This is a genomic window from Gemmatimonas sp., assembly GCF_046594945.1.
In the GTDB taxonomy this organism is placed as follows: domain Bacteria; phylum Gemmatimonadota; class Gemmatimonadetes; order Gemmatimonadales; family Gemmatimonadaceae; genus Gemmatimonas.
In genome coordinates this window covers 24,605-46,692 of the sequence record NZ_JBKJRB010000112.1, presented here as the reverse complement: position 1 = coordinate 46,692, position 22,088 = coordinate 24,605, and the positions used below count along the sequence as shown (strand labels likewise).

Genomic DNA, 22,088 nt, shown 5'->3' with positions numbered 1-22,088 from the left:
TATGCTTTCGCTCCCGTCACAAAGGCTACCGCAGATGAACATCGGTGCACGGATCACGCGTCATGCTCGGCTCTCGCTTCGCGCGCGCGAGCACCGCCCGCGCGAGACCCCGCCGTTCCTGATCGTGTTCATCAACTCGATCTGCAACCTCACCTGCGAGCACTGCTTCTACTGGAAAGACCTCAATAAGCGCAACGACTTGACGTTCGCCGAGTTCGAGACGCTCTCGAAAGAGCTTGGCACCATTGAGGTGCTCAACCTGTCCGGCGGCGAACCGTTCATCAACAAGGAGTTCGCTGAGATCTGCACGTTGTTCGTCAAGAACAACCAGGCGAAACAGATCTACGTGCCCACCAACGGGTATTTCACGGACAAGACGGAGAAGGCCGTCCGAAAAGTGCTCGCCGACAATCCCGAACTGCAGCTCTTCGCGGTCGAGCTCTCACTCGACGGGATGCCCGAGTATCACAACCGTTTCCGCGGTAACCCGAAGTCGTTCGAGCAGGCGATGGAGACGTACGAGATGCTGGTGACGCTGCAGGCCGAAGACCCGCGCCTGCGCATCCACTCGAATACCGTCGCGATGAGCGAGAACATGGAGGAGATCCGCCAGCTCGCGGTCCATCTCCACGAGCGATGCCCGAAAATGGAGCACCAGAACCTCGCGGTGATTCGTGGCGACCGGAAGAATCCGTCGCTCACGGGGCCTGCGATCGATGCATACGCGGACCTGTTTCGCTACGTCGCACACATCTGGGCGGACCGTGAGGTCGACCGGTTTGGCACCAGCGTGGAACCAATGCTCCAGTGGGCCAAGGTCGAGACGATGCGTACCGAATCGCAGTTCATCCCGTGCAAGGCAGGCATCCTTTCCGGTGTCATCTACGCCAACGGCGATGTCTCGCTCTGCGAGACGCGTGCGCCGCTCGGCAATCTGCGCGAGAAGGGCTTCTTCGAGATCTGGGATTCCCCCGAGGCGGTTGCGGTCCGGGAGCAGATCGAGGCCAAGCAGTGCTACTGCACCACCGAGGTCTTCATGTGGCCGAGCATCGTCTTCCAGCCGGTCCAATTGACCCGCGCCTTCATCGGCGCCAAGCGGATGTGGGGGAAAAACGACTAAGGCGGCGTCGGCCGGTACGACGCCAGATGCGACTCGACCAGGGCCTCATAGCGGGCCAGGTGCACTTCGATGGTCCACTCGCGCTGCGCGAACGCTCTTCCGGCGTTGCCGAAGGCCGCGCGGGCATCGGGGTCCAGCCGCAAGCGTTCCATCGCGCCGCGACACTGCCTGAGCGTCTCGAAGGTCAGTCCGCCGCCCGAGAGCTCGAGCAGTTCCTGCACGGCACCAATCCGTCGGCCGATCACCGGCGTGCCATACGCCATCGCTTCCGCCGCGCTCAGCGCGAACGTCTCGTAACACAATGACGGCACCAGCAGGGCGATGGCCTGACGGATGTAGCTGCCAAGCGCTGACGGATGGACGGTATCGAGGAAATGCACGTGCGGCATCGACCGCGCCGCGGCGCGCAACGACGCTGCACTCTCGCCCGAACCCACGATGAGCAGATCGGCGTCACGATAATCGGCCAAGATCGTGAGCAGATCGTGCACGCCTTTCAACCGTTCCAGCCGACCCACGTACAGGAAGTATGGGCGCAACGGCGGCGATGACGCACCGAGTTCGTCATCGGTGGGGACGGGCACGAAATGCGGCAGCAACGTGAGCGGTTTCGTGATGCCATCACTCGCATGACGATCACGCGCGAAGCGGCTGGGCGTGAGTACCGCATCGACCGACTCCAGACTATCGGCCAGCTGCGAGGTGGCGCGCCACCACTGCGGCGGCCGATGACTGTGCAACGTGCAGCTGAAGCACGACCGCGTCGTGCACGCCTCGCGATCGTTCTTGAAGAGCACGTGGGTGGGACAGACGAGCCAATACTCGTGCGTCGTGTAGAACTTCACCGCCTTCCCCATGCGCAGGATGGACGGTGCACCCATGAGTGACACGTTGTGGTAGTGAATCACGTCGTACTGATTCGCGGCGAAGTGCGCTTCGAGCTGCTCCGCGTACGGCAGTGGGCGTCCCGTCTGATGCACCTGCAACGCTGACCATCGGGGATGCGCTGACCGGAGGCCGATGCGTCGTACGTTCGGATGATCGGTAAACGGCACCGGCGGTTCGGCGTCCGACTTCGCGCGATACGCGTCGATGGAATGAATGACGTCCACCCGATGTCCGCGGGCCGCCAGCGCCTCGGCGAGACGATACACGAACACGCCGTCACCGCCGAAATGATACGGTGGATAGAATGTGGTCACGAAGCAGAAACGACGCGGCGTCATGCGACGGCTCCCGACGGCGCCGCTACGCGCTCCAGCAGGTGCACCATGCGCTCGGCGCCACGACGCCACGAGTACTCGTCGGCACGCTTCAACCCCTTGGCGCGCATCGCCGCGCGCAATTCGGCGTCGCCCAGCACGCGCGCGAGCGACTGCGTGATGGCGGGTGCGGACGTCGGATCGAACAGCACACCGGCAGTGCCCACGATCTCCGGTAGCGAGAAGCGGTCACTCACGGCTACCGGCAGCCCGCACGCCATGGCCTCGAGCACCGGCAGCCCGAACCCTTCGCTGAACGACGGTAGTACCAGCAGCGTGGAGGCGCGATACAGCGCGGCAAGCTGTGCGTCGGGCACAAACCCGGTAAACGAAACGCGACCGCCGAGACCGAGTTCGCGCACCTGCGCCTGCAGCTCCTCGTAGCAGGTGAGGAACGTGTCGTCGGCGACATCGCCTACGATCACCAGATGCCAGGGCAGTGTCGCTACCGGCAGCGCCACGACGGCGCGCAACAGTCCGTCGATGTTCTTGTGCGGACTCACGCCGCCCACGTACAGCAGCAGCGACCTGTCGGCGGGGAGTCCGTACTGGGCGCGCACGGCTGCCGATTCGTCGTGCCTTTTTTCGTGCTTTTCGTCGTGCGGTTGAAAGATCGGATCAGCCCCTTCACTCACCACCTCGATCTCGCTGGCCGGCATACCGAACACCCGGGCGATCTGTATGCGCGCATTTTCCGACACGGTCACGATGCAGGTCGACTGACGGCGCGCGACCTGCGACTTGATCGTCCACAACCACCGTGGCACGGCGCGCGGAAAGATCAGTGTCGGGTGCATTTCGGCGGTGGCGTCGTGGAACACCGTGACCACCGGCGTGCGGCCGAACACGGGCACATACGAGAACGAGGTAGGAAACAGAAACACGTCGACATCGAGGGCACCGATCGCGCGACCCATACGCAACAGATCCGACGGACGTCGTGACCCATTGGCTGACGCCGCCGTGGCCTGACGCTCTGACGTCGGCACCACATGCACATGGGCCCGCGCCGGGAAGGACGCATCGCGCGCCATCGTGCCGTCCACCACCAGCGTAAACTCGTGCTGTGGACAGGCGTCGACCATCGCGTGCACGAGACCGCGCGTAAAGCGGCCATACCCACGACGGTTCACCCAGGTGCAGGCGTCGATGCCGATCTTCATACGCGACGCACCTCTCGACGCGCCTCGCGTGGCGTAAGCGGCAGGGCATAGCCGACGCACTCACCCGCCGCCCAGGCGCTGAGCATCACGAACGTGGCACCGGCGCTGCGAACGAGCCACGCGAGGCGGTCGGGACGACGGACGCGGATGCGCTGTACGAGGCGCGCAAAGAGCAGGAACGGAATCGCCGGCGACGCCAGCACGCGAAGAGCACGCGAGCCGCTCGTGGCCGGAGCGGCCCGATAGCCGGCAAACTGGCGTCCACCGGCGAACAGATGCGCGACCGCGGCGCCGAACGACATCGGGAGATGCGAGGACACCACGGCCGTCGGCACCATCCAGGGGCGCTGCCCCATTGCCGCCAGCGCGTCATTGACCTCGTTCTCGTGGAACGCACACTGCCAAATGTCGCAACAGGCACGCAATAGTGTCGCGTCGTACGCCGCGTTCACTCCACTCACGGCGGCCACTTCGCCAGCAACGGCCGGCGGCGTGTACATGCCGTACTCCACGAAGTACAACGCCCAGTCGACGACCGATCCGTCGCGGCCGTTGTCCACCGGACCGCCGAGCACGCCGTGCCCCTTCATATGCGCCTGCTGAAGCGCTGACAACCACCCCGGTGCGACGACCGCGTGATCTTCGATAATCGCGACCAGCGCACCGCGCGCCAGCGCGACCCCGCGTGCACGCAGGGTGAACACCGTGCCGTTCGGCACCGACTCCACGCGTGCCCACGGGAATTCAGCCGCCAGGCGCGTCGTGACGTTGGCGGGGAACGAGGTCGCCGCAATCACCTCGACGCTGGCCGTGCTCCGCCCGCGCTCGGCGTCGAGGTGCCTAAGACACTGCCGCAGCAGCGCCTCGTTCCCCCACGCCGCCACCACCACCGACGTGTCGGCCATCAGCACACCCTGGCCATCGCACCACCGTCGCCGAACCAGGCGCCGATCACTTCACCAAGGCCCCATGCCGTCACGAACAGCGCCAGCAGCGGCAGCGACTGCCACAGTTCCCGTCGGTGCGCGCCACTGCGCCAGACCCGCGATGTGATGCGCGCGTAGAGCCATACGGGCAGCGCCAGCGACGCCGCGCCGTAGGACACGCGCGACACCGTCGACGACGACTGCGTACGATCGGCCGCGTAGGCCCGCGCGTACAGGAATCGCTGGGTGGTGTATTCGCCCACCGTGTAGTGTTTTTTGTGGGCTACCACGATGTCCGGGCGGTTCCAGAGCGTGATGCCGCGGCGCCGCAGTTCGTTGTGCAGCACGTGCTCCCATCGGCCAGCGTGCACGACCTGGTGACAGTCCTGCAACAGCGCACGGTCATATGCGGTGTTATTGCCCATCAGCCACTCCACGGGGCCGGCCGGACGCGGCGTGAGCACATGGCTGTACTCGCAGAGAAACGCCGCCCAGTCCACCGTGTTCGCAGTGGCCGCATTCACCAGCGCGCCGCCGACGGCCCGCACGTCGCCACAGCGGGCCTCCACGAGTTGCTGCGCCCACCGTTCCGGTACGATCACGTGATCCTCGATCACCGCGACCGTGGGTGCTGTCGCGGCGTCGATCGCCAGCGCACGCATTTGCGGAATGGTGGTACTGGCCGACACGGGCAAGACGCGGGCGAGGGGGTATCGCGCCGCCAGCCGCGTGCGCACGTCGGTGCCGCAGCGCTCGGGCACGAGCAGCTCGAGCGGCGTGTGCGTGCACGACTCCGCCTGCTCGAGCGCCGACAGACAGGCGTCGAGGTCCGACCACCCGTTCACCGACGGCACAATCACCGACAGCATCGGTTGCGGCCGATTCCTCCCGATCTGCTGCCCGGTGTTGCGCTCGGTATCACGCGCGGCGTCTGGTACGTGCGGCGTCACGTCACTCATGCGCGAACGTTACCTGCTTGCCGCGTCGCGCGGCACGCAGCGCACCGACAGCTTCCCCCGCCGCCCAAGCGGAGGTGAGCCACAGCATAGCCGGGAGGGCGCGCCGAACCCGCCCGTGATCGACTCCGGCAGCGCGAGCGCGTCGCACGATGCGAGCCAATAGTACCAGCGGCACGAGGGGTGCGGCCAGCACGATCCGCAGCGTTGACTGGCCATGGCGGGCCACACGGGTGAACCCGAAAGTCACACCGTGCGCATAGCGCTGCTCTCGGAGTGTGCGAAGATCGACCGCGCCCTTCGGGCTACTCTGCACTGTGGCCAGCGCCTCCGGCACCATCAATAGCTGCTTGCCGGCGCGCGAGAACCGCCGATGAAACTCGACCTCCCAGAACCCGGCGCACAGCAGATCCTGATGCTCCATGAGATGCGCCCGCACATACGCCGCATTATCGCCGGGGATGTCATCGGCCAACATTCGACGCGGCCACCGCCCCGGCAGAAACGCGTGGAAGCGGACCAGCATCGCGGCGTCGGCCGCCGCGTCGGCCGCCGCACCGCGCTCAGTGGCTGGAGGCGCAATCGGTCCACCGGCACCGATCACACCCGCATCGACGCCCGTGTCGATCGCCTCCAGCAGCGCGCCAGCCCAAGACACTCCCACTTGCAGCTGCGCGGTCGTGAACGCGACCACGCGCCCCGAGGCGGCACGGACGCCCGTTCCCCACAACACGGGCGTAAGCGCGCCAGCCTCGGCGTGCACCACCCGCATATGCAGGCACGCCGCGATGTCGTTTGGCGGCGCCGTGACACCGTCTGGCAGCACGACGATGACCTCGCAGGCGATCCCGCCGGCCAGTGCCGTCACGCTCCGCTGCAGTGCGTCGAGCGCTCGGTTGAGCGCGTCATCGCGAACGGCAGGCGCGTTGGTCACGGCCAGCACGATGCTGAGCGTCGGAGCGCTCACGGAACGGGCCACCCACTGAGCATGATGAGCCGGTCACGGGTGCGGGCTACATCGACAAGCGCGTCCGCCGAAATCGGCACCGCGCCACGACCCGCGAAGGCGAGATACGCGCGATCCACGAGGCCCTGCAGACCCGGATAGGCCGCCTCGGCCCGCAGTCCGCGTTGCGCGAGATTCGCCGAGGCCGCCATCATCGAGCGAGCGGCCACGCGAAACGGGCGCACCGCTTTCGACGCCCGGGACATCGGGCCGGTGTCGATCACGGCGTACCCGTGGAACAGATCGGCCGTGGCCGTGGCCGTGGTCCCGAGCAGCCGCAGTTCGGCGCAGGTTGGCCGCGCCGACATCGAGATCAGATAGGCGATCGACGTGCCGCCAGCATCTGCCGTCAGCCGCCATTCACCGGCCCTCGCACGCGTAACCTGCCACGGAAGCCCGTCAAGCGGCGGCGAAGGCGTCGGGCCCGCCAACAACGCCCGTGTGAGCGACAGGCAATGCGGGAGAATCTCGGCCGCCACTTCGTCAGCATCACGCGACCCGACGGCCCCTGCCGATGCTATGGTGATGTCGACGTGCACCATCGTGCCCAGCTCGTCACGTCGCGCCAGCAGATCGCGTATCCCCTGCTGAAAGGGGAACTGGTGCACCGGCACGAGGTATCGACCGCGCGCAGCCGCCAGCGCGCAAAGCGCTTCCGTGTCCGCCGCCGTCGCCGCGAGCGGTTTCTCGGCGATCACGTGACAGTCGGCGCGCAACGCGGCCTCGATCAGGGCCCGATGGGTAGACAGGGGCGTGCACACGTGGACCACCGTAGGGGTCGTGGCCTGCAATGCCAGATCGAGGTCGCCGAACACTGGCGCGTGGCGGCAGTCGGCCGCCAGCAATGCGGCGCGTGCGACGTCGGTATCCACCACGCCGATCACGGTGCCGCCGCTCGTCTTGATGGCGTGCGCGTGCCAGCGGCCCATCAGGCCGGCCCCCACGACCAACGCGGCGATCGGTGCGTGATTCACCGATGGTTAGCCGAGATGGACATCACGCAGCTCCGCCACGAGGGCGTCGTCGATCGTAAGGCGTCGACCAGTCGCGGCCGAGTGATACGCCGCCACGATCACGGTCATCACCTCGCGTGCGAACTCGCCGCTGGCCGGAGGCTCGGTGCCGTCGCGGAAGGCCACCAGCGACCGCTCAAATACATCGCGCGTGGCCACCATGTTGGGCGCCTTCGGATTCCGCGCCAACATCGACCGGGTGGCGCCCACTTCCTTCCACGCGAGGCCGGCAATGCCGTATTCCACGCGCACATGCGGTCGCGGGCTGCGAAATAATCCAGCCGAAATACGCGCGCGGCCGCCGAACGACGCACGAAACGAGGCGCGGTCGGTATCGGCCCGCACCTCGAAGTACTGCGATTCACCTTTGCCGAGGCGGTTCTGCGTGACGGTGGCCAGTCGCCCGCGACTGAACTCCATCGTGAGCAGCGCGACCGCATCGGTTGCTCCGTCGCACACGCCGCCGGTGGATGTCCACGCCTGCACCGCACGCGGCCGTTCACCAAATAACGCCATCAGAAAATCGACGAAGTGCACGCCAGCCTCGTACAGCGTGCGTTGCCGCATGTCACCGCGCCATCCCGTCTCCGCCGAGGGAGGCAGGTCGATCTGCTGCCACACTTGCGCGAAGTTGAGGCCGCCGGTGGCCCCGCTGCTGACGGCATCGCGCACCGCCTTGAACACAGGCATCTCGCGGAACTCGTGATTGAGCGCCACCCGACGACCGGCCGCACGTGCCGCCGCGAGCACCATGTCCGCCTGCGCGATACTCGACACGAACGGCTTCTCGCAGAGCACGTGCGCGCCCGCCTCGAGCGATTGCAGACAAAGCGCCGCGTGCGATCCGGGCGGCGTGCCGATACACACCACATCGGGGCGCGCCGACGCGAACAGTTCATCCACGCGCGCGAACACCGGCACACGGAATTTCGCCTTGGCCTGCTCGCGACGGGTGGCGTCGAGATCCACCGCCCCGACGACGTCGATGTCGCGCATGGCCGCCAACGCCGGCAGATGCAGCGTGGCGCCGGCGTTTCCCAACCCGATAACGGCAACGTTCACCGCGACCGTCCGTTCACGACGCCTGTCCTGCCAAGAGTGTGTGCGGAGCGATCAGGTACGGCATCACGTTCGCGCCACACGCTGATGCCGCCATCGCCGACCGTACCGTCGAACGCTTGTTGCCGCGTCCAGCCGGAGCGCACGCGAGCGTTCAGGTCCGGGAAGTCCATCTGCAACGCTCGTTCAAAGGTGACAACCAGCCAGACATGTGCGGCGGTACCGTTTGCACGGCGCTCCGCCAGCGCACTGTCGAGCGCCGGTACGCTGCGCACGAAGCGGTACCGCTCCAACAGTGGTACGCCGGCCCGTTGGCCGTAGTAGCGCATCCCCAGTTCCGCGAGGTACACGACCACCACGCGGTCCTCGGGCTGCCGCACCTGCTCCACGTAGGCCAACGCCGCGCGATACGGTTGTTTCGGTATGGCATAATACCGCGCCAGCGACGCGGCCGACAACATGGCGAGCACCGCCACGGTGCTGGTAGCCATCAGCCTGGCCCGTTTTGGCGATGACCGCCAAATCCACTCGGCGCCGGCGTCGATCGCCACCACGGCGGTGAGCACCGCCAAGGGCAGCCAGAGCAGAAAGAATCGTGGCGACATGGTGAGACCGCGCACCACCAGAAACGCGAGCGTGAGCAGGCCCGGCATCGCGAGCGCCAGCGCCAGCACCCACGCTCGACGCACCACGGCGAACGCGCCGGCCGCTGCCACCAGCAGGAACGGTACCGCCGCCAGCAGCGCTCCCGCACCGATACCGCCCGCGCCGAATCCCGCCGTGACGCCGCGCAGCACTTCGCGCGCGAATTCCCACGAGAGGAGCATGAATCCGGTGCTCTGCGTGGTGTACACGTTCGAAATCACCACGTACACTTCGGGCATCGCCACCGCGTACAGCTCGGCGCTCAAGAAGGCGGCAATCGAAAAGACCGCTACCACGCGCCGTAGCAATGGTGCCGCGTTGTCGCCTCGTGCATGCACGCGCCACACGACCGCCAGCGCCACCAGTCCCTGCGCCGCCAGGACGAACGCGGTGTTCAGCAACGCCGCGAAGCCCAGCACCGTCGCCGCCACGTACAATATCCAGTCGCGCGCGCGATCATCACGCAATCCGTTTACCAACGCTCGCGTACTGAGCAGCGCCAAACACAGATACGCCGTGTACCCTCGCGCGTTCTGTGAAAAGAAGAGATGGTGATAGGACACGGCCAGCAACAGCGCGGCGCCAAGCGCGGCCCGCCGCGAAAGGGACAATCGGGCGCACCAGTACAGCGCGGGCACACCGGCCACACCGAATGCGACCGCGGGGAGGCGCACCGACCACGCGTGCTCGCCGAACAGCGCGATCATTCCCTTCAGCAGGAGCGTATTGAGCAGATGATTGTTCGAACGCAGATAGCTGCCGATGATCTGCGGCACCGACATCGACGCGTAGTCGAGAATTGGGGAGATCTCATCGAGCCAGAGATCACGGTCGAGGTGATACGCGCGAAGTGCCAGCGCCACCAGCGTGATCAGCGCCAGCCCGATGGCGCCCTCGCGAGTGGTGATGTCGTTGGGCTCCTCGCGGTCCGCGTGCCCGGCAAGCCGTGACGACACGGGCAGGCGCACGAATCGCCAGTCGAGGGCGGCCACCACCAGCAGCACCGCCGCCTCCACCAGGAGCACGAGGCGTAGCAAGGTGACGCCACTGATCGGCGGCGGCGGCAACTCCGCCTGTCGCGGCAGCGCGTCGTACCACGCCGACGGCATCAACGCCGCGAGCAGAGTGACGCCGAGGGCCGCGACCAGTAGCAGCCAACGCGACCGCGGCCATCCCTGCCGCGGCGAGTCCGTCACCGTGCGGACTCGCTCGACGTAGTCTTGGGCGGCGTGCTATTGCGCATCCACGTTTCCAGCGCCGGCTTGACGCGGGTTCCATGGGTGAGCGGCGCCCGCCGTGGCTGAAAGATGTTCACCAGCACGCAGCGTACGAACGTGGGCCATTCGCGCCACACCGCGATATGACTCGTGCCGACCAGTCGCGAGTACTCGTGGGTGGGGCGGTTCACGACGCGATAGCCGAAGGCCAACACCTTCATCACCATCTCCTGCTCGATGGTGTGTCGGTTCTCCGTCAAGTTGACCGCCAACGCCACCTCCCGACGAATGGCCCGGAAGCCATTGAGCGTGTCGGTCAGCGCCACGTCGAAGCGCCGGTTGATCGCGATGTTCATCGAGATGTTGCCGATCGTGCGGATCATCTGCCCCACCGTCACCGACAGTTCGTCGGTGCCACCGGAAAAGCGACTGCCGACGCACAACTCCGCGTGGCGCGCCAACACCGGTCGCACCAACGACGGGATATCGGCCGGATCGTGCGAACCATCGGCATCGAGGAACACGACAATATCAGCCGTGGTCTCCTCGAGGCTCTGCCGTACCGCGGCGCCCTTCCCACGGCCGCGATCGGTAACGACGCGCGCCCCGGCGGCTCGCGCCTGGTCGGCTGTGCCATCGCGCGATCCGCCGTCGAGGACCAGCACGTCATGCACGTAGCGCGCCGTTTCGCGCACCACTTCACCGATCGTGTGCACCTCGTTGCGAGCCGGAATCACCGCCGTCACGCGGACATCACCGTACTCCAGCATCGTGAACGCGCGCACCAACGCGCTCACGTCTCCGCAGCGCTGGCCAGCCCTGCCCCGCCGATCAGGTCCGGCACGTCCCCGCTCGCGAGCAGCGCATCGAAGTATGCGATCGTGCTCGTCAACCCGAGCTGCATGGAGACGCTCGGCTCCCATCCCAGCACGTCACGTGCCTTCGTGATATCCGGCTGACGCTGTCGCGGATCGTCGGGCGGCAGCGGACGGCGCACCAGCTTGGATCGCGAGCCGGTGAGTCCGATAATGGTCTCGGCCAACGCGCGAACCGTGCACTCTTCGGGGTTGCCGAGATTGATCGGCCCGACGACGGCGTCGGGTGTCTTCATCATGCGATGCAGACCATCGACGAGATCGCTCACATAGCAGAACGACCGCGTCTGCTCGCCGTCACCGAACAGCGTGATGTCGTCGCCGCGCAACGCCTGCATGATGAAATTGGACACCACGCGTCCGTCGTTCGGATGCATGCGCGGGCCGTAGGTGTTGAAGATGCGCACCACTTTGATGCGCACCTGATCCTGATGGTAGTAGTCGAAGAACAACGTCTCCGCGCACCGCTTGCCTTCGTCGTAACACGAGCGCGGGCCGATGGGATTCACGTTGCCCCAGTACGACTCCGTTTGCGGATGTACAATGGGATCACCGTACACCTCCGAGGTGGACGCCTGCAGGACCTTCGCCCTCAGCCGCTTGGCCAGCTCCAGCATGTTGATCGCGCCGAGCACGCTGGTCTTGGTGGTCTGGACGGGATCGTGTTGGTAGTGCACGGGAGACGCCGGACAGGCGAGATTGTAGATCTCGTCGGCTTCCACGCTGAGCGGCATCGTGACGTCGTGCCGCAGCAACTCGAAGCGCTTGTAGTCGAGGAGGTGCTCGACCCCGCGCCGCGAGCTGGTGAAGAAGTTGTCGACACACAGGACCTCGTGCCCCTGCGACAAGAGCAGCTCGCACAGATGCGACCCGAGAAATCCGGCGCCGCCCGTGACGACGATCCGTTGTAGTGCGACAGGCATGCGAGACGACGGGAGAGGGGGGCGGGAAGGCGATGAGCGTTCCGAAAAATGGCAGACTCCGGCTCACAATGGCACCCGCGTCGAGTCGTCAGGGCCCGGCCGACCGACGGCCGAGCCAAGCGCAACCCGTCACTGTCGGCGCCAATCACTTCTGAGTGTCGGCGCCAATCACTTCTGAGACGGATTTTCGGTCAGTTCTGAGACAAGGCGTACAGAGGGGGATTCGGCCGTTCATACATTGTCGGGGCGAGCTCGCCACTTCTGAGACAGCGAGGTCGGTTGGGCACGGCTCACGGCGGGACGTCGCGGTCTTCATTGCACTTCGGTCCGTCGTCCTGCAACGCAATGCCAACTTTCCGCGCGCGGCCGAACTGGAGCGAGTGGCGTCGCTGATGGAGGTTTCACCGCGATACAGATGCTCGCGTAGGGGCTTCGTTTCCGACGCGCCAGAGAGGGTGACGTCTCGGTGTGACTACGCGTCGAAGCGACGCGAAGGGGTGTGTCGAACTTTGGAAACAGCTTCTCAAGCAGCCAGCGGTAGACTTGGATCAACGTATCACGCACCGAGTGAAAGCGAACGCTTTCGGGCATCGCGCGCGCGAACGGTACATCGATCGTCCCCCGTGCGTTCAAGTCGTACTCGTAGTCGAACTCTGGCGGCAGATCGTCGATAGTCCACTTCGCAAGCACACTCCCCACCGCAAGTGGTCGGTGCGGGATGTCGATGTCGCCTGACCATTTGAGCGTTGGGATCACCACGTGAAGCGTCCCGGCAGTCGCAACGCCAAAGGTGAGCGGAATGCGCTTGTGGGTGTCGAAGTTTGAGAGATCGCGTAGCCACTGGAACGCCGTGGTGCCGTTGGGGTCCAGGTTGGGCGACGCGTATGAGTCGAGCGACGAACGCAAGTGGTGCACCATGTCACTCACGATCATCGGGAGCGCTTCAGGTAGGGGCTTTGCGGTCTTGATCCATGCGACGTACGCCTCCGAAGCCGAGTCCCAGCCGGCGTGCAGTGCGTAGGGCTTCGAGGCGGTCAAGCTGAGGAGCACGCGCGGACGCAGGCGACGCGTGCCGTCCTATCGAGCTCACGCTCGCGAAAGCACCAGGTCCTTCCAAGGGGAGGCCTGTCTAGGCTGGCCTCGTGGTATTGGAACAACGGGTGCGCCGTTGTGGACACGGTCCCGTTGGATTCGCGCCGGAGGATGCCTACGTATGTAGGCATTTTGAAGAATGACTATACACGTAGGCATAATTCCTATTGACTATACACGTAGTCACATTACATATTGACTATACACGTAGTCAGCCGAGATCTCCATGAACCTACGCACTCCAGCAGACATTGCCCTGCTCGTCAAGGAACGGCGGAAGCGCCTTGGCGTGTCACAACACCAACTTGCCGACCGCATTGGCGGCTCACGCCAATGGGTACAGAAGCTTGAGCAAGGCCTACCCGGACTTGAGCTCGGCTTGACTCTTCGGGCGTTGCAAGCCCTTGGCGTCATGCTGGACGCCTCCAATGGGCCAGAGCAACTGACGGTTGCGGGCGCCGAACGTAATCGCGGAGGTCAGGGGTTGTCGGTCGCGGCCGTGGCATCCGAGGCATCACGATCGCGCGATGAACTGAGCCGCGCGACCGTTCTGCGGCCTGTGAAGGAGGCCCCTCGGTCGAGGCGGCTGGATGGCGCCGCGGGAATACACGATCGACGTCGAAACACGCCGGTCAGGGCGGCCGACAAGTCTGTACGTACACGATCCGACGTGGTCGTGCAGCGGGAACGCGCACGCCAAGGGCCATCCGCCGCGCCAGGCATGGTGTTCATCGATATCGACAGCATCGTCGACGCGAATCGCGCGCGCGAGGTGGTCAGCACGGCTCGGGTTGGCAATACCGCCGGCGCAACAACGCGGCGACGCTAGCATGGAGCCGGGCACAGCGCGTTCCGATCAACTGCTCGCCGTCGTCCGCGGCAATGTCATGGGTGTGGTAGTGCAGGCGCCACGTACGGCGGCACTCACCTTCACCTACGACACCGCGTGGCAAGACATGGCGGGGGCGTTTCCACTCTCCCTGTCGATGCCGTTGCAGCGCAGCACGTGGTCGGACCGTGCGGTGCGCATGGTGCTCGGCGGGTGGATACCTGACCGTGCTGAAAGTCTGGAGCGCATCGCCGCCGAATTTCACGTGGCGCCGGACAATCCGTTCGCCATCCTGGGCGTCATCGGGCAGGACTGCCCCGGCGCCGTCCAGTTTGTTCAACCGGAGCATCTGGACGATCTTCGCGCGGCTGGTTCGGGTCACGTCGCGTGGCTCACGGAATCCGAGTTGGCGGTGCGACTGCGCGCCCTCCGCACCCGGGCCGCTCCAGACCGCCTTCGAGACGACAAGGGCCGGTTCAGTCTCCCAGGTCAGCAGCCGAAGGTTGCCTTGGTCTACGAGGTCGACGAGCACACCGGCGTGGCGCGCTGGGGTGTGCCGGACATGGCACATCCGACCACGCACATTATCAAACCACCCATGGGTGGACAGACGCGATTTTTGACCGCCGAGCACTTTAGCCTTCGCCTCGCTGCGGCCGCTGGACTGCCCGCCGCTGAGACGTTCGTGGTCAAAGCGGAAGATCAGGTGGCGCTGGCGGTCGTGCGGTTTGATCGGGTTCGCGGTGACGATGGGTGGATCCGCGTGCACCAAGAAGATATGTGTCAGACGCTTGGGTGGTCACCACAGCTAAAGTTCGAAAGCAGCGGTGGCCCGGGCGTTCGCCAGATTGTCGAAGGTCTGCGTACACGCTCGCAGAAAGCACAGACCGACGTCGACCGGTTCCTCCTCGCCGTTGCGCTCAATTGGATCATTGTCGGGACTGACGCGCACGCGCGAAACTACTCGGTCCTGATCGGTGCAGGCGGTGGGGCGCGACTCGCGCCGCTCTACGACATCATGTCGGGCCTCGCCATCGCGCAGCCACAAGATCTCCACACAGTCCAACTCGCCATGCGCGTAGGCGATGCCTATAGGGCGACAGACATCAAACGCTCGGAATGGCGGGCGCTCGCTGTCGAGCTGGGGGACGCTCCATCCCGAGTCGAAGCGCTCGTCCACACGTTCGCACAGGGCGTCGCCACCGCAGCAGAGCAAGTCGCGGCCACGCTACGCGCCGAGAACGAACTCCCGGTCGCCGAAATTGGTATGCTCGAGTCGCGCATCGTGCGTCGCGCGCGACGGTGTGTTCGAGTGTTTGGCCAGCCTGCGTGATGGGCCGCGCGGCGACCGTCCGCCGAGACTGCACGAATACGGGCACATACGCCCCGCGGACAGCGTAGCGCAGGGGCGTCCGATGCTCCTAAACATGTATGGCTCAAGACTTTTGGCGCCCTCGTGGAACAAGAGTATTGAGTGAGCACAACCGCGTGTGCACACTCAAACGTCTTGACCCGAAAGGTTCGTCAATAGTCTCGAGCCAACCGCACACTGTCGGAGCACCCGTCAGTGTTCACGTCTTCGCGAGCGCCTCGGGATCTCCTAGGGGACCCGCGGCGCCCGCACTCACGGCATCGCGAGTGCTAGCTCGAGGTCACACGGCGGCACAGAGCGGTGTGATCCGATGTCAGTCGCGCCCGACTACGCGTGCGACGCGTGCTACGCCTTGCGCACGCGAAATCGCTGGGGCGCTCAAAAGCGCCGACTGCAAGGCGGGCGAGTTCTTAGTCGAGAACGTCCAGCGTGTGACCGAGGGATGCCGCCAGCGCGTCGAGCCCGACATCGAGGGTTTTCGAATACCCCAATCACGTCTGAGACAAAAGAGTGTGCACCCTCAACGCTCTTGATCGACAAGCGCGCCAAAAGTTTTGAGCCAACGATCGTCCTTTCCACACCCGGTCTCCGCTTCAGTTGTCACCGGTCAGCATGGATCAACAGGCACGCGCGAGCGCGCTTACGCTGGCGAGGGTGCTTCGGTTTACCCGCAGGGAACTTGGGCGCACGCTTCCGACAACTCACTATGCGCCGCGGGAAGACCGTGCGGTCGGACGCGCCCAGCGAACCCATCGAGGTTGGTTGAGGACGACGGATGGATAGGCGCGCGCGCCAAGGTGATACCCTCCACCCCCTTGCAATAGGGGTGGGGGGTATACATCTTCCCTGAAGGCGGACGAACGGCCCGCCGTTTCCCATCTTCAGGAGTGAAGCCAGATGGACAAGCTCACGATGCAGATCACCGGCATGACCTGTGGCCATTGCGTGGCCGGCGTAACCCGCGCGCTCCAGGGCCTACCAGGCGTCACGGTCGATCAGGTGGCGATCGGCACAGCCTCCGTGGCCTACGACGCCGCCGCGACGACGCCGGCGGATATCACCAAGGCGGTTGAAGAAGAAGGCTACCACGTGGTCTCCACCATCTGATTCCGGAGCCATCATGAGTAGCGTCGAGTGGCTCGTCGCGATCGCTGGCGTGGCCCTGATCGCGTGGATCAACTGGTACTTCTTTCTGGCCAGCCAGACCGGGCCGTTGAAGCACACGCCAACGGACACGCCGAAGGACACGCAATGACCGCGACGCTCACCACCGAGCACCGCACGATCCGCATCCCGGTTACCGGGATGACGTGCGCCGCCTGTCAGTCGCGCATCCAGCGCACCCTGCAGAAGCTGCCGGGCGTGGACGACGCCACCGTGAATCTGATTCTCAACGACGCCACGATCACCTTCGACCCGGCCACGACGTCGCCCGAGGCCCTCGTGGACGTGATCCGCGACGTGGGCTATGGCGCGTCGCTCGCGGCCCCCGACCAGTCGGCGCTCGAGGAACAGGAGTCGCGCGACGGGGACGCCGCCACCGAGTATCGCTCGCTACGCCGCAAGGCGATCGTGAGTGGCATCGTGGGCCTGTTCGCCATGATCATCTCGATGCCGCTCATGAGTCAGCTGGCGGCTACCATGCACGGGCATGGCGATGCGTCATCCGTCGGCGATCCGTTCATGCGCTGGACGATGACGGTGCTCGATCCCGCGCTGCGCCGCGTGGCGCCGTGGATCTACGCAATCGATCCGCGCGTCACCACCTGGCTCCTGCTCGCGCTTACGCTCGGCGTGATGACGTGGGCTGGCCGTCACTTCTATACGCACGCGTGGGCCGCCTTTCGGCATCACGCGGCCGATATGAACACGCTGGTGGCCGTCGGCACCGGCGCCGCATTCCTGTATTCAGTGGTCGCCACGGTCGCCCCCGACTTTTTCGTGAGTCGCGGTGTCGCACCCGATGTGTACTACGAAGCGGTCGTGCTCATCATCGCGCTGATTCTCACCGGGAACATGTTCGAGGCGCGCGCCAAGCAGCGCACGTCCTCAGCGCTGCGCGCCCTCGTGCATCTGCAGCCCAAAACCGCCCGCGTGCTGCGCAACGAGGTTGAACTCGACGTGCCGGTGGAATCGGTGATGGCGGGCGACACGGTGATCGTGCGTCCCGGCGAGCGAATTCCAGTGGACGGGGCCGTTCTCGCCGGCACCAGCGCGGTCGATGAGAGCATGCTGACCGGCGAATCGATGCCGGTCTCGAAAACCGTTGGAGACCGCGTGATCGGTGGCACCATGAACGCCACCGGCGCCTTTCGCTTTCGCGCCACCACCCTCGGCGGCGACAGTGTGCTGGCTCAGATCGTGCAGCTCATGCGCGACGCGCAGGGCTCGCGCGCCCCGATTCAGCGGCTCGCCGACCGCATCTCCGGCATCTTCGTGCCGATCGTGCTATCGCTCGCGGTCGTCACCTTCGTGGTGTGGTTTATCGCCGCCGAGAATGCACCGGCGGTACGTGCGTTTGCCGCATCGGTGGCGGTGCTGATTATCGCCTGCCCCTGTGCCATGGGCCTCGCGGTGCCCACGGCAGTGATGGTAGCCACCGGCAAGGGTGCCGAGCTTGGGGTACTCATCAAGGGTGGCGAGGCGCTGCAGCGGGCCGGTGATCTCGACACCGTCGTGCTCGACAAAACCGGCACGGTGACCGACGGCAAGCCGACGGTCACCGACCTCGTCGTAGCGCCCGAGAGCCCGTTTCTGCATCGAGAGGATGCGTTGCTGCGGCTGGTGGCATCGCTCGAATCACGCAGTGAGCATCCGCTGGCCGATGCCATCGTGCGGTACGCGCGGGGTCAGGGACTGTCGGTCGTGGAACCGGACACGTTTGCATCGCAAACGGGTCGCGGCGCGATCGGCGTGGTGAACGAGGGCGACAGCTCCTTCGCGGTCGCGGTCGGCAACGCCGCGTTGATGACCGATTACTCGGTGAACGTGGCATCGCTGCAGGCCGATGTGGAGCGTCTCGCCAACGACGGCAAAACGCCGATGTACGTGGCGGTCGATGGCGTGCTCGCCGGCCTGATCGCCGTGGCCGATCCGATCAAGGACAGTTCGCGGGCGGCGATCGCGGCACTGCATGCGATGGGACTCGACGTCGTCATGCTGACCGGCGACAATCAGCGTACGGCCGATGCGGTGGCGCGCCTGGCCGGCGTCGATCGCGTGGTGGCTGGCGTGCTGCCGGCGGGTAAAGTGGCGGAGATCGTACGCCTGCAGGCATCGGGACGTGTGGTAGCGATGATCGGCGACGGCATCAACGACGCTCCGGCATTGGCGCAGGCGGATGTCGGCATGGCGATCGGCACCGGCACCGATATCGCGATCGAGGCGGGCGACATTGTGCTCATGCGCGGCGATCTGCGCACTGCGGCGCAGGCGATCGCCCTGTCGCGACGCACCATGCGCACGATCAAGCAGAATCTCTTTTGGGCGTTTATCTACAACGTGATCGGCATTCCGGTCGCCGCGGGTGTGCTGTATCCCACCTTCGGCTTACTCCTCAGTCCAATTTTGGCCAGTGCGGCGATGGCGTTCAGTTCGGTCAGCGTGGTGTCGAACAGTCTTCGGTTGCGGCGGTTCGCGTCAATTTGAACGAAGCGGACGCCATGGCCGTAGCGTTCACGAAGTACAGCCGTCTACACTTCACCGCGCTGCGATGATGGGCAGCCATGCACCTTTCGGCCCGACCAAACCGTACCCGTGACTGTTTCCACTTCCGAGGTGCTGAAGCAGACGTTCCGCGACGTCGCCATCGGCATGGTTCTCACCGATATCGACGGCCAGATCGTCCAAGCCAATGACGCGTTTTGCCATTTGCTCGGCTACGACGAGTCCGACGTGTGCGGCCGCTCGATTGCGTCGCTGATTCACCGCGACGATCAGGACGCCGACTCGCAGGCTCGGCAGGAGCTGCGGGAGGGTGTGCGCCGAAGCGCGGTGGTCACCACGCGACTCGTGCACGCCGACGGCCGCGAGATCTGGGGTGACATCAACCTCTCGGTTATACGCGACAGCGACGGCAACCCCACGCTGATCCTGCGTCTTACGGAGGACGTCAGCGAGCGCAAGCGCGTACAGGTGGAGCGCGACCGGCTGTTCGACCTGTCGCTCGATATGCTCAGCATCGCCAACTACGATGGCTGGTTCACGCAGGTGAACCCCGCCTGGACGCGGTGTCTGGGTTGGACGGCCGAGGAGCTCACCAGCCGGCCATTGATCGAGTTCGTACATCCCGATGATCGTGCCGCCGTGTTTGCCGATCGGAAGACCATCTTTCCCGGTCAGCCCATGCGGGACATCGAGAACCGCTATCTGTGCAAGGACGGATCCTACCGTTGGCTGTCGTGGAGCGTGCACCCGCAGGTGGATTCGCGTCAGGTCATCGGCGTGGTGCGCGACATCACCGAGCGGAAGAGCAACGAGGCCGAGCGCCGACTGATGGAGGCCCGGGTGGTGCGCGCGCAGCGCATGGAGGGCATCGGCACGCTGGCCGGCGGCATCGCGCATGATCTGAACAATGTGCTGGCCCCGATCCTCCTGTCGATCGACGTGCTCAAGGAGGAGATTTGCTCCGCCGCGCAGCTCGAGGTGCTGGCGACGATCGACGCGAGCGCGCGCCGAGGGGCCGACATGGTGCGGCAAGTGCTGTCGTATGCGCGCGGCGTGGAAGGCGAGCGCGTGGTATTGAGTCTTTCGGCCGTCATACGCGACGTCCTGCGACTGGCGAGCGATCGCCTGATGGGCAGCGTACAGATCCACACGTCACTGCCAGAGCACCTGTGGACGTTCACGGGAGACTCGACGCAGATCCAGCAGGTGCTGTTGAATCTCCTGCTCAATGCCCGCGATGCGATGCCGGATGGTGGGACCATTGCGATTTCGGCCCGCAACGTCGAACTGACCGCTGACGAGATCCCCGAGTCCCGATTGTCCGCCGGTGCGTACCTGCAGATCGAGGTCCGCGATACCGGCTACGGCATTCCCGCCGAGCACCTCGACAGGATTTTCGACCCATTCTTTACCACCAAAGGCGTCGGCGAAGGTTCCGGGTTGGGCCTCTCCACGTCGCACGCCATCATGCGCAGCCACGCGGGATTTCTGCAGGTCGAAAGCGCGGTCGGCGTCGGGACGACGTTTCGAGTGTCGCTCCCCGCGTCGATGGCGCCGGCTGCGCTCGTGTCCGAGCCGGGGTCGACGATGCCGCAGGGTGATGGCGAATGCATTTTGGTGATCGACGACGAGGCCTCGATCGTACGCCTGCTGAAGGCCACGCTCCAGCGCGCCGGATACCGAGTGGTGGTGGCCAGCAACGGCGCGGAAGGAGTGACGCAATACACCGAGCACCGCGGGGAGGTCGCGCTGGTCCTCACCGACCTCATGATGCCCGTGATGGACGGGATCGCGGCCATTCGGGCGCTCCACGCGATCGATCCCGTGCTGCCGATCGTGGCCGCGAGTGGACTGGCCACGACGGAGCGTCGGAACGAGGCGCTGCGCGAGGGCGCCTCGCACTTCCTCGCCAAGCCGTTCACGGCCCACTCGCTGCTTACGACCGTGCGCGCCGCACTCGTGAGCGTACCGTAAGCGCTCCCGAGGGGCGCTTACGCGCGCTCTCGCGCGAGCGCAACTAGGCGCGAAGTGGGGCGAGGCGCTAGTTTGAGCACGATGAGTCCTTACGTCACCTTCCTGCTGTATCTGCTGGCGATCGTCGGATTTCTGGGACTTGTGCTCACGCTGAACGCGTGGCTCGGTCCGAAGCCGGCGATGACGAGCACCAAATTCGAGCCCTTCGAATGTGGTGCGACGCCCGTGGATATCGTGAACGTCAAGGCGGTGCCCATCAAGTACTACGCGGTGGCCATCATTTTCATCCTGTTCGACCTCGAAACGATGTTCCTGTTCATCTGGGCTCTTGGGGCCAGGCCGCTCACGGGGTTTCTGATGTTCACGCTGGCGCTGTTCATCTTTCTGCTGGTCATCAGCCTGCTGTACGTCTACAAGGCGCGCATTCTGGAAGCGGTGACGGAGTAATCATGTACGGCAAACCGCTTCCCATCGTGGACGCCCTCGGCGCCCCCACCGCGCCCATTCATACCAAGCACGCGTCGTTCGAGTACCTCACGACGCGCAAGGACGAACTGGTGGGCTGGGCGCGCAAGTTCTCGCTCTTTCCGTATCCATTTGTGACCGCCTGCTGCGCCATGGAGTTCATGGCCGTCAGCGCGTCGGCCTACGATACCGACCGATTCGGTGCCGCGCTCCCCCGCTTCTCGCCGCGTCAGGCCGACCTGCTGATGGTCGTCGGCACGGTCACCCAGAAGCAGGCGCCGGTCCTGCTCAAGGTGTACGAGCAGATGTGCGAGCCCAAGTGGGTGATGGCCTTCGGCGTCTGCGCCACGTCGGGCGGCTTCTATCAGAACTACGCGTCGCTCCCCGGCATCGACCGCATTATTCCGGTGGATGTGTACGTACCCGGCTGTCCGCCGCGCCCCGAAATGGTGATCGACGGCATCATGCACCTGCAGGAGAAGATCGCCAACGGGAAGCATCTCATTGTGAACGAGTCGTTCTGAT

General features: G+C 65.3%; 20 protein-coding genes. 9 read left to right on the top strand and 11 right to left on the bottom strand.

Annotated elements, in window-relative coordinates; genetic code table 11:
* Positions 1-34 precede the first annotated feature (34 nt).
* Entirely contained in the window at positions 35-1,120 is a 1,086-nt protein-coding gene (locus ACLL97_RS13640; RefSeq protein ID WP_411281025.1) for a radical SAM protein, read from the top strand.
* Here ACLL97_RS13640 and ACLL97_RS13635 read toward each other — a convergent pair.
* From ACLL97_RS13635 to ACLL97_RS13585, 11 genes are all read right to left on the bottom strand, one after another.
* Entirely contained in the window at positions 1,117-2,346 is a 1,230-nt protein-coding gene (locus ACLL97_RS13635; protein WP_411281024.1) for a glycosyltransferase family 4 protein, read from the bottom strand. The two genes, ACLL97_RS13640 and ACLL97_RS13635, sit on opposite strands and share 4 nt — an antisense overlap.
* On the bottom strand, positions 2,343-3,545 hold the full coding sequence (locus tag ACLL97_RS13630) for a glycosyltransferase family 4 protein (RefSeq protein ID WP_411281023.1): 1,203 nt from the start codon (positions 3,543-3,545) through the stop codon (positions 2,343-2,345). The genes ACLL97_RS13635 and ACLL97_RS13630 overlap by 4 nt, the downstream gene beginning before the upstream one ends.
* Positions 3,542-4,450 (bottom strand): glycosyltransferase family 2 protein, encoded by a 909-nt coding sequence (locus tag ACLL97_RS13625; protein WP_411281022.1) that lies wholly within the window; start codon positions 4,448-4,450, stop codon positions 3,542-3,544. The genes ACLL97_RS13630 and ACLL97_RS13625 overlap by 4 nt, the downstream gene beginning before the upstream one ends.
* Positions 4,450-5,430, bottom strand: a complete 981-nt coding sequence (locus ACLL97_RS13620; RefSeq protein WP_411281021.1) for a glycosyltransferase family 2 protein — start codon at positions 5,428-5,430, stop codon at positions 4,450-4,452. The genes ACLL97_RS13625 and ACLL97_RS13620 overlap by 1 nt, the downstream gene beginning before the upstream one ends.
* Positions 5,423-6,394, bottom strand: a complete 972-nt coding sequence (locus tag ACLL97_RS13615) for a hypothetical protein (RefSeq protein ID WP_411281020.1) — start codon at positions 6,392-6,394, stop codon at positions 5,423-5,425. The genes ACLL97_RS13620 and ACLL97_RS13615 overlap by 8 nt, the downstream gene beginning before the upstream one ends.
* A complete protein-coding gene (locus ACLL97_RS13610; RefSeq protein WP_411281019.1) occupies positions 6,391-7,407 on the bottom strand; it encodes a Gfo/Idh/MocA family protein in 1,017 nt (338 codons plus the stop codon). The genes ACLL97_RS13615 and ACLL97_RS13610 overlap by 4 nt, the downstream gene beginning before the upstream one ends.
* A 6-nt stretch (positions 7,408-7,413) precedes the next feature.
* Positions 7,414-8,508 carry a Gfo/Idh/MocA family protein gene (locus ACLL97_RS13605; protein ID WP_411281018.1) on the bottom strand — a complete coding sequence of 365 codons (1,095 nt, stop codon included), beginning with the start codon at positions 8,506-8,508 and terminating at the stop codon, positions 7,414-7,416.
* Positions 8,505-10,346: a glycosyltransferase family 39 protein gene (locus tag ACLL97_RS13600; protein ID WP_411281017.1), complete on the bottom strand. Its 1,842-nt coding sequence runs from the start codon at positions 10,344-10,346 to the stop codon at positions 8,505-8,507. The genes ACLL97_RS13605 and ACLL97_RS13600 overlap by 4 nt, the downstream gene beginning before the upstream one ends.
* Positions 10,343-11,164: a glycosyltransferase family 2 protein gene (locus ACLL97_RS13595; RefSeq protein WP_411281016.1), complete on the bottom strand. Its 822-nt coding sequence runs from the start codon at positions 11,162-11,164 to the stop codon at positions 10,343-10,345. Before ACLL97_RS13595 ends, ACLL97_RS13600 begins: the two co-directional genes overlap by 4 nt.
* The gene (locus ACLL97_RS13590; protein WP_411281015.1) at positions 11,161-12,165 is read right to left on the bottom strand and encodes a UDP-glucuronic acid decarboxylase family protein; all 1,005 of its coding nucleotides are present in this window, start codon (positions 12,163-12,165) and stop codon (positions 11,161-11,163) included. Before ACLL97_RS13590 ends, ACLL97_RS13595 begins: the two co-directional genes overlap by 4 nt.
* 312 nt (positions 12,166-12,477) lie before the next feature.
* Positions 12,478-13,215, bottom strand: a complete 738-nt coding sequence (locus ACLL97_RS13585; RefSeq protein WP_411281014.1) for a hypothetical protein — start codon at positions 13,213-13,215, stop codon at positions 12,478-12,480.
* Between the two features lie 268 nt (positions 13,216-13,483).
* Between ACLL97_RS13585 and ACLL97_RS13580 the strand changes: the two genes are divergently transcribed.
* The 8 genes from ACLL97_RS13580 (at position 13,484) to ACLL97_RS13545 (ending at position 22,087) form a co-directional block, all read left to right on the top strand.
* On the top strand, positions 13,484-14,086 hold the full coding sequence (locus tag ACLL97_RS13580) for a helix-turn-helix domain-containing protein (protein WP_411281013.1): 603 nt from the start codon (positions 13,484-13,486) through the stop codon (positions 14,084-14,086).
* A 1-nt stretch (position 14,087) separates the two neighbouring features.
* Entirely contained in the window at positions 14,088-15,419 is a 1,332-nt protein-coding gene (locus ACLL97_RS13575; RefSeq protein WP_411281012.1) for a HipA domain-containing protein, read from the top strand.
* Between the two features lie 936 nt (positions 15,420-16,355).
* The gene (locus ACLL97_RS13570; protein WP_411281011.1) at positions 16,356-16,565 is read left to right on the top strand and encodes a heavy-metal-associated domain-containing protein; all 210 of its coding nucleotides are present in this window, start codon (positions 16,356-16,358) and stop codon (positions 16,563-16,565) included.
* Between the two features lie 13 nt (positions 16,566-16,578).
* The gene (locus ACLL97_RS13565; RefSeq protein WP_411281010.1) at positions 16,579-16,713 is read left to right on the top strand and encodes a hypothetical protein; all 135 of its coding nucleotides are present in this window, start codon (positions 16,579-16,581) and stop codon (positions 16,711-16,713) included.
* Positions 16,710-19,106, top strand: coding sequence for a heavy metal translocating P-type ATPase (locus tag ACLL97_RS13560; protein ID WP_411281009.1), 2,397 nt, complete (start codon positions 16,710-16,712; stop codon positions 19,104-19,106). The genes ACLL97_RS13565 and ACLL97_RS13560 overlap by 4 nt, the downstream gene beginning before the upstream one ends.
* Before the next feature lie 108 nt (positions 19,107-19,214).
* A complete protein-coding gene (locus ACLL97_RS13555) occupies positions 19,215-21,098 on the top strand; it encodes a PAS domain S-box protein (RefSeq protein WP_411281008.1) in 1,884 nt (627 codons plus the stop codon).
* A gap of 81 nt (positions 21,099-21,179) precedes the next feature.
* Positions 21,180-21,545: an NADH-quinone oxidoreductase subunit A gene (locus tag ACLL97_RS13550; protein WP_411281007.1), complete on the top strand. Its 366-nt coding sequence runs from the start codon at positions 21,180-21,182 to the stop codon at positions 21,543-21,545.
* A gap of 2 nt (positions 21,546-21,547) precedes the next feature.
* Positions 21,548-22,087: an NADH-quinone oxidoreductase subunit B gene (locus ACLL97_RS13545; protein ID WP_411281006.1), complete on the top strand. Its 540-nt coding sequence runs from the start codon at positions 21,548-21,550 to the stop codon at positions 22,085-22,087.
* Position 22,088: the final 1 nt, after the last annotated feature.